Here is a 13,791-nt window from a genome sequence, read left to right on the forward strand (position 1 = left end):
TCACCTTTTTCTGTAATAATCCTTCCAATAATTCATTATAGCTTTAGTTCTTGATTATTCACAAGTACTTTCATCGGCTTTAACATGCCAGGATGTTTCGGATGATGTTCATAAATTGCTAAGCAACGATCATTTTTATCAAACACTGTAATAAATGGTGCTGTTATTTCTAATTCATTCTTTAAGAACATACCATTCTTTATTTTCTCTGCTTGCTTTTCATCTACAACCATTTTTGGAAACTTACTTAATGCTTCATCAATTGAAATGAAGATAGACTCTACTGTTCCATTTTGCACGTTTTCTTCAATTTCTTCAAATGATATGCAATCTTCTAATAAAAATTCACCAGATGCCGTTCTTACAAGGTGAGACATATGTGATGGGAAACCAAGTTTCTCCCCGATCATTACAGCTAATGTTCTTACATATGTTCCTTTACTACACGTTACACGGAAACGGAATGAAATATTTTCACCTTCAAAAACTTCACGATCATCAAGTAATACGAATTCATGAATTGTAATTGTACGAACTGGACGTTCCACCTCTTGTCCTGCTCTTGCATATTCATATAATTTTTTCCCGTTTACTTTTACAGCCGAGAACATTGGTGGCATTTGTTCAATCGTGCCTGTTAATTCCGCAAGGGCTTTCTCTACTTCCATACGAGTAATAGTACGATCTACATTTTTCGTTTCAACAACCTCACCAGAAGCGTCTTCAGTTGTCGTCGAAAACCCTAATGTTACTTCACCTTCATATGTTTTCGTTTCACTTGTTAAAAATTGTGCAATTTTCGTTGCTCGTCCCACACAAATAGGTAATACTCCTGTTACATCTGGATCTAATGTTCCCGTATGACCAATTCTCTTTTCTCGCAATATCTTTCTTAATTTAAATACACAATCATGTGATGTCATGCCTTTTGGCTTATGTAATAATACTACACCTTCCATATATGTTCACCTCATCATAATTCTTTCGTATTAAATATCCAAAACTTATTTTGCATTGAAAAAATGGATAGACAAATGTCTATCCATTATTCTTCACGTTTACCGTCTTTATTAATTTCATGTAAAAGTGTATCAATTCGATGACCATATCCGATAGACTCATCAAACTCAAAGGTAATTTCCGGTGTTTTACGAAGACGAATACGTTGGCCAATTTCTGAACGAATAAAGCCTTTTGCCTTCGCTAAACCTTTTAAAGTATTTTCTTTCTGTTCTTCGTCACCTAAAACAGAAATATATACTTTAGCAATTTGTAAATCACCACTCACTTGTACATCTGTTACTGTAACAAATCCAATACGTGGGTCTTTAATTTTACGACTGATAATATCGCCTAATTCTTTTTTCATTTGCTCGCCCACACGGTTCGCACGTAATTTCATAACTCTTCACCTCATTCAATACCATTCCAAATGTGTTATTGTACGTTCAATTTCAGGAAATGAATCGATGTACTCAAGTACACGATTCATTTCTTTTTCACAGATAACACGATTTGAGGATACGGAAACAATTGCAATTTCTGTACGTTGCCATACATCTTGATGCCCAACTTCAGAAACAGCTACATTATAGCGCTGTTTCACACGAGTTAACACACGTTGTAAAATTGCACGTTTCTCTTTTAAAGAATGCACATCGTAAATCATACACTCGAATGAGAGTGAAGCGATAATCATCGCTTCACTTCTTCCATAATGTACGCTTCAATGATGTCCCCTTCTTTAAGATCATTATATCTCTCAATTGTAATACCACACTCATAGTTTTGTGCAACTTCTTTTACGTCGTCTTTGAAACGTTTTAACGTATCAAGTTGTCCTTCGAAAATTACTACGCCGTCACGGATAATACGTACGCCACTATCACGCGTAATTTTACCGTCTGTTACGTAACAACCTGCGATTGTTCCAACTTTTGTTACTTTAAACGTTTGACGAACTTCTGCTTGACCGATTACTTTTTCTTCGAATTCTGGATCAAGCATACCTTGCATCGCTGCTTCAATCTCTTCGATTACTTTATAAATAATACGGTGTAAACGAATATCAACGTTCTCTAATTCAGCTGTACGCTTCGCGTTCACATCTGGACGTACGTTAAATCCAATTACAATTGCATTAGATGCAGAAGCTAAAATGATATCAGATTCTGTAATCGCACCTACACCAGTGTGAATGATTTTAACTTTTACACCTTCAACATCAATTTTACGAAGTGATGCTGCCATCGCTTCAACAGAACCTTGTACGTCTGCTTTTACGATTAAGTTAATTTCTTTTACATCGCCCTCTTGGATTTGTTGGAATAAATCTTCAAGGCTTAATTTAGATTTCTCACCACGTTGTGCAACTAAAGCTTCTTGTGCACGTGATTCACCAATTTGACGAGCTTTCTTCTCATCAGCGAATGCCATGAAACGATCTCCAGCCTGTGGTACTTCGTTTAAACCAGTAATTTCAACAGGAGTTGATGGACCAGCAACTTTTACACGACGACCAATATCACTTACCATTGCACGAACACGTCCGAATGAAGTTCCAACAACGATTGGATCTCCAACTCGAAGCGTACCGTTTTGAACAAGTAATGTCACGATAGTTCCTTTACCTTTATCAAGCTGTGCTTCGATTACTGTACCAGTTGCATAGCGGTTTGGATTTGCTTTATATTCTTCTACTTCACTTACAAGAAGGATCATTTCTAGTAAGTTGTCAATGCCTTCGCCTTGAATTGCAGAAATTGGTACGAAAATAGTATCTCCGCCCCAAGCTTCTGGAACTAATTCATATTCTGTTAGTTCTTGCATTACGCGATCAGGGTTTGCAGCTGGTTTATCCATTTTATTCACAGCAACAATAATTGGTACTCCTGCTGCCTTCGCATGGTTAATTGCTTCAACCGTTTGTGGCATAACACCGTCATCCGCTGCAACAACAAGGATTGTAATATCCGTTACTTGTGCACCACGAGCACGCATCGTTGTAAATGCTGCGTGACCAGGTGTATCTAAGAATGTAATCTTCTTATCGTTTACTTCAACTTGATATGCACCGATATGCTGAGTAATTCCACCCGCTTCGCCTGCAGTTACTTTTGAGTTACGAATAGAATCCAGTAATGTTGTTTTACCGTGGTCAACGTGTCCCATGATTGTAACTACAGCTGGACGTTCTTTTAAGTTCTCTTCATCATCTTGCTCATCAATGAATGTTTCAAACTCAGTCTCGCTCACAATTACTTCTTCTTCTACTTCAATACCGTAGTCGTTAGCAATTAACTCAATTGTATCTTTATCCAAGTCTTGGTTAATTGTTGCCATAATTCCAAGCATGAAAAGCTTCTTAATAATTTCAGATGGCTCTTTGCTTAATTTTTTAGCAAGATCTCCTACTGTAAGGCTTCCAGAGAAAGTAATTTTATCTGGTGTTTCTACAATTTGAGTTTGTTGTCTACCAGCAAAGTTCTCTTGACGTTTGTCTTCGTTCCCTTTGCCTTTTTTCTTTTTCTTATTGCTGTTCTTTTTACTGCGAACAACTTTTTCTTCTACTTCAAACTCATCTGCAACAGAAGGTTTTTCAGTTTGATATTCATTATCTAATTTATTTACTACTTCATCGTCTAACATTGTCATATGATTCGAAACCTCGATATTCATTTCTTTTAGTTTTGTCATAAGATCTTTACTTGAGATATTATGTTTTTTTGCATATTCATGCACTCGAATTTTACTCATACCTTCACCCCCGGTAATTTGTATCGAGCATGCTACGCAGCTTTTTCGCAAAGCCTTCATCTAACACAGCTACAACGACTCGCTCATCTCTCCCAATCGCATGCCCTAATTGTTGTCGATTTTCGACCTTTCTCATTGGTACGTTGTAGTACGTAGTTTTATCTGTGATGCGTTTTGTAGTATTTACTGACGCATCTTCAGATAGCAATACAAGTTTTGCTTTGCCACTTCGTACTTCTTTTAAAACGAGTTCTTCACCCGAAATAATTTTCCGAGCCCGGTTTGCTAGCCCTAAAAACGATTTCCAATCGGACACTTATTTCGACTCCTTCTCAACAAGCTCAAGAAGCTCTTCATATAAAGAACCGTCGATTTTCGCTTTTAGATGATGTTCCAAAACATTTTTCTTTTGAGCTTGAAGAATGCTCTCCTTGTCCTTCGACAAGTAAGCACCTCGTCCTGATTTTTTCCCAGTTAAATCAATGGACACTTCTCCCTCTTTGGAACGAACAATGCGAACGAGCTCTCGTTTTGATTTCATTTCTTGCGTTGCAACACATTTTCGTAACGGAACTTTTCGATTGCTCATACTCATCACCTCTATTCGATTTCGTCTTCCACTGAATCGAATCCAAATGCGATTACGCTATCTTCTTCTGTTACAATACCAAGTTGTTTCGCATCAGACTCACTCTTAATGTCAATTTTCCAGCCTGTTAATTTAGCTGCAAGACGTGCATTTTGTCCACGCTTACCGATAGCTAATGATAGCTGGTGGTCTGGAACAACTACTGTTGTCGCTTTTTCTTCTTCATCTACAAGTACTTTAACAACTTGTGATGGGCTTAATGCATTTGCAACATATTCAACTGGATCATTTGACCAGCGAACGATGTCAATTTTTTCACCTTTTAATTCGTCTACAATGCGTTGTACACGTTGCCCTTTTGGTCCTACACAAGAACCAACTGGATCAACATCAGTGTTCTCTGCATATACAGAGATCTTAGAGCGATCGCCAGCTTCACGTGCTACAGAACGAATTTCTACAGTTCCATCATAGATTTCAGGAACTTCCATTTCGAATAAACGTTTTAAAAGACCAGGATGTGTACGTGATACGTAAATTTGTGGTCCTTTTGTCGTTTTTTCTACTTTCGTAATGAATACGCGAATACGATCATGTGGTTTGTATTGCTCATTAGGCATTTGCTCACTTACAGGTAATAAAGCTTCTACTTTTCCTAAGCTTACATAGATGAAACGAGCATCTTGACGTTGTACAATACCTACCATAATATCTTCTTCACGGTCACTAAACTCAGAGTAAATAACACCGCGCTCTGCTTCACGCACTCGTTGTGTTACAACTTGTTTTGCAGTTTGTGCTGCAATACGACCAAAGTCTTTTGGTGTTACTTCAATTTCTAGTACGTCACCATCTTGATAGTTTGGATTAATTTGTCTTGCTTCCTCTACAGAAATTTCAAGACGTGGATCAAACACATTGTCTACTACGTCTTTACGTGCTAAAACTTGAATTGTTCCCACTTCTGGGTTAAAGCTCACACGAACGTTTTGTGCTTGATTAAAATTGCGCTTATAAGCAGAGATTAAAGCTGCTTCAATCGCATCAATAATAATGTCTTTGCTAATGCCTTTTTCAGATTCTAATACGAGCAAAGCATCTAATAACTCAGTGCTCATGAAGATCCCCCTTCTAACTAAAACGTAACAGCAAGTCGCGCATTTGCGACTTTATCCATCGAAATTTGGATTTCTTTTTTACGTGTTTTAATTGTTAATAATAATGTTATTGTTGTACCATCGTAAGAAAGCAGCTTTCCTTCAAACATCTTTTCACCATCAATCGGCTCATATGTTTTAATTGCCACTTGTTTTCCTACCGCTTGCTGGAAGTCTTTTTCTTTCTTTAATGGGCGTTCCGCTCCAGGAGATGATACATCCAAAAAGTAAAGATGAGGAATTGGGTCCTCTTTATCTAAAGCTTCGCTTAAACGTTCACTTACCGCACCGCATTCTTCAATGTCGACTCCCTTTTCAGAATCGATGAATACGCGTAAGAACCAGTCTTGTCCTTCTTTCACATACTCTACATCTACAAGTTCAAGATTTAACTCTTCAACGATCGGCTGCGCAAATGCTTCTACAACTTCTGTGACTTTCTTATCCATAAACAGCCTCCTTCCTGCCGTCATGTACCATTTAAAAGAAGAAGACCCCGCCAATTTAAAAACGGTCTATCTTATTCTTTCTCGTTAGCTAACAAAAGCCCCTGCTGTTCAGCAGGGATTATCTGTCTTAGTATTACCAAATTTAAGAAGTAAAACTTGTAACAAAATATGTATATACGACAGAAATCTTTTACCTATCTACGTAGATAAAACATAGACAGTAACACGAAAGAGTGGGTTTCCCCACTCTTTTCTTTACACAATATACATGACATGGTTATCTCGGTTAATAGTATATCATAGGAAATGTTGATTTGCAAAGACTTTTCCTACCTACTAGAACAGTGATAACTGGTTTTGATCCGGTAAGTCTCCTAAACAACCTTGGCTATCTAAATACTCAATAATTGTTTTCGAAACCTTACTTCGCTGTTGCAAGTCTTCTTTTGATAAGAAGTCTCCATTTTTACGTGCTTCTACAATACTTAAAGCTGCGTTTGTGCCAAGACCAGGTACTGCATTAAATGGAGGGATTAATGTATCTCCATCAATAATAAATTCTGTTGCATGTGAGCGGTATAAATCCACCTTTTGGAATGAGTATCCACGCTCACACATTTCAAGTGTCATTTCTAGTACCGTTAATAAACTCTTCTCTTTCGGCGCAGCATCGAGTCCCTTTTGAGCAATTTCATCAATTCTTGCACGTATAGATGCTGAACCTTTCGCCATTGCCTCTACATCAAAATCATCTGCACGAACTGTAAAATATGCGGCATAGAATAACAGTGCAAAATGTACTTTAAAGTATGCGATACGTACAGCCATAAGTACGTAAGCAGCCGCATGGGCTTTAGGGAACATGTATTTAATCTTCTTACATGAATCAATATACCAACCTGGTACATTATTATTTTTCATGTCTTCTTCCCATTCTTCCGGTACACCTTTACCTTTACGAACCGACTCCATGATTTTGAAGGCTAATGATGGATCTAGACCTTGATAGATTAAATATACCATGATGTCATCACGACAACCGATAACTTCGCTCAGCGTACATGTACCGTTATAAATTAACTCGTTTGCATTACCAAGCCATACGTCAGTACCATGTGATAGTCCAGAAATTTGGACTAACTCTGAGAATGTCGTCGGTTTTGTCTCTTCTAACATCTGTCTTACGAATTTTGTACCAAACTCTGGTATACCAAGTGTACCTGTTTTACAGTTAATTTGTTCTTCCGTTACCCCTAACGATTCTGGACCAGAGAAAATTTTCATTACTTCTGGATCATCCGTTGGGATTGTTTTCGGATCAATACCACTTAAATCTTGTAACATACGAATAACGGTCGGATCATCGTGTCCTAGTATATCAAGTTTCAATAAATTATCATGAATCGAGTGGAAATCAAAATGCGTTGTTCTCCATTCAGCACCAATTGAATCAGCTGGATACTGTATTGGTGAGAAATCAAAGATATCCATGTAATCTGGCACAACGATAATACCGCCTGGATGCTGTCCTGTTGTACGTTTTACACCGGTACACCCTGCTACTAAGCGATCAATCTCTGCATTTCGAATCGTTAAGTTATGATCATTTGCATAACCTTTTACATATCCGTAAGCAGTTTTTTCCGCAACTGTACCAATCGTTCCTGCACGATATACATAGTCTTCACCGAACAGTACTTTCGTATAGTTATGGGCACGTGGTTGGTATTCCCCGGAGAAGTTCAAATCGATATCGGGTACCTTATCTCCTTTAAATCCAAGGAACGTTTCGAACGGAATGTCATGTCCATCTTTTACATATGGAATATTACAAGCAGGGCATTCTTTATCTGGTAAGTCAAAACCAGAACCTACAGAACCATCATTAAAGAATTCTGATTGCTTACACTTCGGACATACATAGTGTGGTGGTAATGGGTTTACTTCTGTAATTTCCATCATCGTTGCAACAAATGATGACCCTACCGATCCACGCGAACCTACTAGATATCCGTCTACTAACGATTTTTTCACAAGCTTATGTGAAATTAAATAAATTACGGCGAATCCATGCCCAATAATACTTTTTAATTCTTTTTCTAAACGTGCTTCTACAATTTCCGGTAGCTCTTCACCATAAATGCTACGCGCCATTTTATAACTCATATCACGCGTTTCATCATCAGCACCTTCAATTTTCGGTGTGTATAGATCGTCTTTTACTGGATGCACATCACCAATTAATGACGCAATCTTTTGTGTATTTGTTACAACAACTTCTTTCGCTTTGTCTTCACCTAAGAATGAAAAACATTCTAACATTTCATCAGTTGTACGGAAATGTACTGGCGGTAATGAATGTCGATTTAACGGATTGGCTCCGCCCTGCGAACTGACTAAAATTTTACGATACATTGCATCCTCAGGGTCTAAATAATGCACGTTTCCTGTAGCAACAACTGGTTTATCTAACGTCTCACCTAGTTTTACTAAGTTAGAAATAATTGTTTTTAATTGACCTTCGTCTCGAACAAGTTCACGTTCTACTAAATGACGCAACACCTCTGGAGGCATTACTTCAATGTAATCATAGAACTGGGCAATTTCTTCTACCTCTTCAGGTGCCTTTTGCATCATTGCCTCGAACACTTCACCTTTATCACAAGCCGTTCCTACTAAAATTCCTTCACGGTATTTTTTTAATAGTGACCTCGGCACACGTGGTACACGGTAAAAGTAATTAAGGTGAGAATATGAAACAAGTTTATATAAATTTTTCAATCCAACATCTGATGTGGCAAGTAACGTCATATGACTTGGACGGCCACGCTTATACGCATCCCCTTGTCCCATGCTATCATTTAATTGATCGTGATATTCAAATCCCTTTTCAATTACGTCTTTCAACATTTTCACAAGTAAATATCCCGTCGCTTCTGTATCATAAATCGCACGGTGATGTTGTGTTAATTCAATATCAAGTTTTTTACACATCGTATTTAATCGATGATTTTTCATTTCTGGGAATAAGAATCGTGCAAGTTCTAACGTATCAATAACGGGGTTATTCGTTTTTTCTAGTCCAGCCTTTTTAAAACCTACGTTAATAAAGCCCATATCAAAGCTCGCGTTATGAGCAACAAGTGTATGGTCGCCCATCCATTCCTCAAACTTTTTAAACACTTCGTCCACTTCAGGTGCATCAGTTAACATATCATCTGTAATACCTGTCAATTCAATAATCGTCGCTGATAATGGTTGATGTGGATTTGCGAAAGATTCAAAGCGATCAATAATTTCGCCACCCTTTACTTTTACGGCAGCCAACTCAATGACTGTATCGTATACAGCTGATAAACCTGTCGTCTCAACGTCGAAAACAACATACGTTTCCTCTGCAAGTAAACGATGCGCTTCGTTATACGCTATCGGTACACCATCATTAACTAGATTTGCTTCTACACCATATATAACTTTAACTCCAGCCTTCTTCCCCGCAGAATACGCCTCTGGGAAGGACTGAGCCACGGCATGGTCTGTAACCGCAATAGCCTCATGTCCCCATTTACCAGCTTGAGCAACAAGCTTAGAAACTGGAGTGACAGCGTCCATTTGACTCATCGGAGTATGGAGATGCAGCTCTACTCGTTTTTCGCCTTCTGGTGCTTTATCTTTACGAGACGGTCCTGTTATTTCATTAATATCATTTGCAATCATTACTAAATCTCGAACGAATGTATCGTTTTGAACAGAACCACGCGCTTTCACCCACATTCCTTTTTTCAAGGATTGCAGCATTGGAATATCTTCTTTGTCACGCGAGAACATTTTGATCATAATAGAATCCGTATAATCCGTTATTTTTAAAGTTAATAACGTACGTCCACTACGAAGCTCTTTTGTTTCTACATGGAAGACATATCCTTGAACCGTTTTTCTTCTTTCTTCATCTTGAATTTCTCGCATCGGTGTAATCTCTTCATCTGGCTTAATAAGATACCCGAGTGTAATCGGTCCTTCATACACAACGCTGCTTTCTTCAGCTTGCTTCTTCGCCATTTCTTCCATAGCTTGTATAACACGCTCGCGGTCTTCTTGCTGCGTTTGTTCACGAAACTTTTGCATTTCTTCTGTATTTTGCTGTATATGTGTGTCTAACTGAAAACGCGGGAATCCAAAAACTTCGTATTGATCCCCTACTGGTTTCGCAACGTTTTTCTTTAAAGCAGTAGACTCCAGCTCGTTATTCACATTTATTAGCAACTTCACTCCATTCACCTGCGGAAGCTGCTTCTTTAAGTATGCGAACATAGGTGAAAATGTAATTCGTTCCGTACAAAGCGGCCAATACGCCCTCACTTCTTCTTCTGTAAATTGTTTATTCTCTGTTTCTAATGCAAATGTTGTTCTTGCAATATGAGAAAATGATTGCTTAAGCTTTGTTTCTAGCAATTCATATAATTCTGTAGGCAAAATACGTGGCACCTGTAAATCAAAATGCCAACTTTTATTCGCTTTATCAATAACGAGCCTTTCAATACCACCGCCTTGTAAATATTGATTTATAAGGTCGTCTGGTATTTGCAACTGCTGGAGCAAAATTTGAAATCGCTCTTGTTGTTCATTTGTTAAAGACATAAGCACTCTCCTTCCATTTGCTATTATAAATTGAAACGTACCACAAAGAAAGATTTCTCACCTCTTCTTTTACAAAATACGTTTACAAAGAAAGAGAAGGTACCCCATTACGAGGTACCTCTTCTTATTTTAAAATATTTGCAATATATGTTTGAAGTTCTTCTACGTTTACTTCTTCAGACTCACCTGTAGCACGTACTTTCACTTCTACAATACCTTCGTCTGCTTTTTTACCAACTGTAACACGAACTGGAAGACCGAATAAATCTGCATCTGCAAATTTAACACCTGCACGTTCTGCACGATCGTCTAATAACACTTCATAGCCTTGTTCTTGTAATGAGTTGTAGATATTTTCACCCATTTCACGTTGTGCATCCGATTTCATATTTACTGGAATTACATGCACATGGAACGGTGCTACAGCTTTTGGCCAAACTAAGCCGTTCTCATCGTTAAACTGCTCTGCAATTGCTGCCACTGTACGAGATACACCGATACCGTAACAACCCATAATAAGTGGTTGTGTTTTTCCGTTTTCATCTAGGAATGTTGCGTTCATTGCTTCACTATAACGAGTTCCTAATTTGAATACATGACCAACTTCAATTCCGCGTGCAAAAAGAATTGTTCCGTTTCCATCTGGAGATTGGTCTCCTTCTTGGATGAAGCGTAAATCTGTATATTGACTTACTTTAAAGTCACGTTCTGGATTTACATTTACATAATGGAATCCTTCTTCATTCGCTCCTGAACATCCGTTAACAATTGATGCTACAGCATGATCAGCAATAATTTCGATATCACCTGTTACATTAATCGGTCCTAATGAACCAACTTCACAATTTAATAATGCTTTTACTTCTTCATGAGAAGCAAGCTCAACAACTGAAGCGCCGTATACATTTTTCACTTTCACATCGTTTACTTCGTGATCACCACGAACAAGTACCACTACTAATTTCTCATCTACTTTAAACACCATAGACTTAATGCACTTGTCAGCTGCAATGTTTAAGAATGCAGATACTTCTTCAATTGCTTTTTGGTCTGGTGTTGCTACTTTTTCAAGTGCTTTTTCTGCTTCGTCACTCTTCGTATACGTAGCTACAACAGGAGCCATTTCGATGTTTGCTGCATAATCAGATGTGTCAGAGTATGCAATTGTATCTTCACCAACATCAGATAATACCATAAATTCATGTGTATCTTTTCCGCCCATTGCTCCAGAATCAGCAATAACTGCACGGAAATTCAAGCCACAGCGAGCAAAAATGTTAGAGTATGCTTTATATAAACGATCGTATACTTCATCTAAGCTCTCTTGTGTAGCATGGAAAGAGTATGCATCTTTCATTAGAAACTCTCTTCCACGTAATAAGCCGAAACGAGGTCTTTGCTCATCACGGAATTTTGTTTGAATTTGGTATAATGTTAACGGTAATTTTTTATATGATTTCACTTCATCACGCACAAGATCCGTAATTACTTCCTCATGTGTCGCTCCTAATGCGAATTCACGAGCATTACGATCTTTCATACGCATTAATTCAGATCCGTAAGAATACCAACGACCTGATTCTTGCCACAATTCCGCAGCTTGCATAGCTGGCATTAATAATTCTACAGCTCCTGCGCGCTCCATTTCTTCTCGAACGATACGTTCTACTTTGTGTAATACTTTTAATCCAAATGGTAGAAAGCTATAAATACCAGAAGCATTTTGACGCATAAAACCTGCACGAAGTAATAGCTGATGACTCTTAATTTCAGCATCAGCTGGAACTTCACGTAATGTAGGACTGAATACCATACTTTGTTTCATTTATTTGCACCTCTTCATTTTACTCTTACACGCAGTAAAACCCCTCACCTCGAGTTAGGTGAGGGATTTTATTCTACGAGCTCTATTTCATTATAAGTTTCACTTTATTTTACAAGAAAAACTTACGAATGTCATTCCAAGTTACAACTAACATAAGTAACATTAATAATGCAAAACCAATAAAGTGAACCATTCCTTCTTTTTGGCGATCAATTGGTTTCCCTCGTAACGCTTCAATTAAGAAGAAGAATAAACGGCCACCATCTAAAGCAGGAACTGGTAATAAATTAAATAAACCAAGATTAATGCTTAGAACTGCAGCTAAACTTAGTACACGCGTAAACCCATAATCTACAACTTGATCTGTTAGATTATAAATTCCTACTGGACCTGATAACTCATTAATAGAAAATTGACCAGTTACTAATTTAACAAGAGATTCAAAAATTAGTTTCGTCCATTGGTACGTTTGTTCAAATCCTGATTTAATAGAACCCATTACTGTTTTCTCTACAGGAGAATACACACCGATTCTACCAACTTCGTCTTTCCCTTCTTTATCGAGTGTTGGCGTTACTTTCACATTAAACTGTTCATTATTACGCTTTACTTGTAACGTAATTTCTTTATTTGGGTTTTCACGTACAATAGTAACAACATCTTTCCATGTACTTGTGTTTTTCCCATCAATAGCTTGAATTGTATCATTCTCTTTCAATCCAGCTTGCTGTGCTGCACTGTTATCCATCACTTTTCCGACCATTGGTTTGTCAATAGGAACCCCTTGTACAAATCCAAGAATCACAAAAATAACAAATGCTAAAATGAAGTTCATTGCAGGACCCGCAAAGATTGTTAAAGCGCGTTGCCCTAGTTTTTTCGAGCCAAATTGTCTATTATACGGAGCAATTTGAATTTCTTCCCCCGCAGTAATAATACGAGCCTTTTCATTCACTCGGAATGTTTGAAGCTCTTCCTCGTACTCTTCATAGCCCGAAATTGTTAAATTATGCTCCAAATCAGCTTGTTCGACTTCAATAACACGAACATTTGGATACTTTTCATATCCATCAAAAACTAATTTCACAACTTCGTCTTTTTCATTTAATACAAGGCCAACCTTTTTCCCAGGCTTTAACTCAACTGTGTCCGCATCCTCGCCAGCCATTCTTACATAGCCACCAAGGGGCAGTAATCGAATCGTATACACCGTTTCATTCTTTTCAAATGAGAATATTTTCGGACCAAAACCAATCGCAAACTCGCGGCATAAAATACCTGCTCTTTTTGCGAAATATAGATGCCCTAGCTCATGGAAAAATACGAGTGCACCGAAAATTAATATAAAGGCAATCGCTGTATTCAATTCCATAACCA

General features: G+C 37.9%; 11 protein-coding genes. All 11 read right to left on the reverse strand.

All coding sequences use genetic code 11. The features are described from left to right. Positions 1-35: 35 nt before the first annotated feature. Complete coding sequence (gene truB / locus NST90_RS17855) at positions 36-959, reverse strand: tRNA pseudouridine(55) synthase TruB (RefSeq protein ID WP_000399350.1); 924 nt, start codon at positions 957-959, stop codon at positions 36-38. Between the two features lie 86 nt (positions 960-1,045). Continuing rightward, entirely contained in the window at positions 1,046-1,402 is a 357-nt protein-coding gene (gene rbfA, locus NST90_RS17860) for a 30S ribosome-binding factor RbfA (RefSeq protein WP_000776437.1), read from the reverse strand. 15 nt (positions 1,403-1,417) lie between these two features. Beyond that, positions 1,418-1,699 carry a DUF503 family protein gene (locus NST90_RS17865; RefSeq protein WP_000582363.1) on the reverse strand — a complete coding sequence of 94 codons (282 nt, stop codon included), beginning with the start codon at positions 1,697-1,699 and terminating at the stop codon, positions 1,418-1,420. Then, positions 1,696-3,756, reverse strand: coding sequence for a translation initiation factor IF-2 (infB, locus tag NST90_RS17870; protein WP_283748071.1), 2,061 nt, complete (start codon positions 3,754-3,756; stop codon positions 1,696-1,698). Before infB ends, NST90_RS17865 begins: the two co-directional genes overlap by 4 nt. A gap of 4 nt (positions 3,757-3,760) precedes the next feature. Continuing rightward, positions 3,761-4,072 (reverse strand): YlxQ family RNA-binding protein, encoded by a 312-nt coding sequence (locus NST90_RS17875; RefSeq protein WP_001286523.1) that lies wholly within the window; start codon positions 4,070-4,072, stop codon positions 3,761-3,763. Then, a complete protein-coding gene (locus NST90_RS17880) occupies positions 4,073-4,345 on the reverse strand; it encodes a YlxR family protein (RefSeq protein ID WP_000071127.1) in 273 nt (90 codons plus the stop codon). It abuts the gene before it with no gap. Between the two features lie 11 nt (positions 4,346-4,356). Continuing rightward, positions 4,357-5,463: a transcription termination factor NusA gene (nusA, locus tag NST90_RS17885; RefSeq protein WP_000102604.1), complete on the reverse strand. Its 1,107-nt coding sequence runs from the start codon at positions 5,461-5,463 to the stop codon at positions 4,357-4,359. Positions 5,464-5,480: 17 nt separating this feature from the next. Next, positions 5,481-5,951, reverse strand: coding sequence for a ribosome maturation factor RimP (gene rimP / locus NST90_RS17890; RefSeq protein WP_000359096.1), 471 nt, complete (start codon positions 5,949-5,951; stop codon positions 5,481-5,483). Between the two features lie 336 nt (positions 5,952-6,287). Further along, positions 6,288-10,589 (reverse strand): PolC-type DNA polymerase III, encoded by a 4,302-nt coding sequence (locus NST90_RS17895; protein ID WP_000060005.1) that lies wholly within the window; start codon positions 10,587-10,589, stop codon positions 6,288-6,290. Between the two features lie 124 nt (positions 10,590-10,713). Then, the gene (locus tag NST90_RS17900; RefSeq protein ID WP_000814300.1) at positions 10,714-12,414 is read right to left on the reverse strand and encodes a proline--tRNA ligase; all 1,701 of its coding nucleotides are present in this window, start codon (positions 12,412-12,414) and stop codon (positions 10,714-10,716) included. Positions 12,415-12,523: 109 nt separating this feature from the next. Next, positions 12,524-13,780, reverse strand: a complete 1,257-nt coding sequence (gene rseP / locus NST90_RS17905) for an RIP metalloprotease RseP (protein WP_283748072.1) — start codon at positions 13,778-13,780, stop codon at positions 12,524-12,526. Positions 13,781-13,791 lie beyond the last annotated feature (11 nt).

The organism is Bacillus sp. FSL E2-8900, from assembly GCF_037966225.1.
GTDB lineage: Bacteria > Bacillota > Bacilli > Bacillales > Bacillaceae_G > Bacillus_A > Bacillus_A cereus.

Bases quoted from the DNA above. Each gene is read 5' to 3' on its own strand.
- NST90_RS17880 (WP_000071127.1), bottom strand. From the start codon at position 4,345: ATGAGCAATCGAAAAGTTCCGTTACGAAAATGTGTTGCAACGCAAGAA.
- NST90_RS17865 (WP_000582363.1), bottom strand. From the start codon at position 1,699: ATGATTATCGCTTCACTCTCATTCGAGTGTATGATTTACGATGTGCAT.
- NST90_RS17900 (WP_000814300.1), bottom strand. From the start codon at position 12,414: ATGAAACAAAGTATGGTATTCAGTCCTACATTACGTGAAGTTCCAGCT.
- NST90_RS17895 (WP_000060005.1), bottom strand. From the start codon at position 10,589: ATGTCTTTAACAAATGAACAACAAGAGCGATTTCAAATTTTGCTCCAG.
- nusA (WP_000102604.1), bottom strand. From the start codon at position 5,463: ATGAGCACTGAGTTATTAGATGCTTTGCTCGTATTAGAATCTGAAAAA.
- rbfA (WP_000776437.1), bottom strand. From the start codon at position 1,402: ATGAAATTACGTGCGAACCGTGTGGGCGAGCAAATGAAAAAAGAATTA.
- truB (WP_000399350.1), bottom strand. From the start codon at position 959: ATGGAAGGTGTAGTATTATTACATAAGCCAAAAGGCATGACATCACAT.
- infB (WP_283748071.1), bottom strand. From the start codon at position 3,756: ATGAGTAAAATTCGAGTGCATGAATATGCAAAAAAACATAATATCTCA.
- rimP (WP_000359096.1), bottom strand. From the start codon at position 5,951: ATGGATAAGAAAGTCACAGAAGTTGTAGAAGCATTTGCGCAGCCGATC.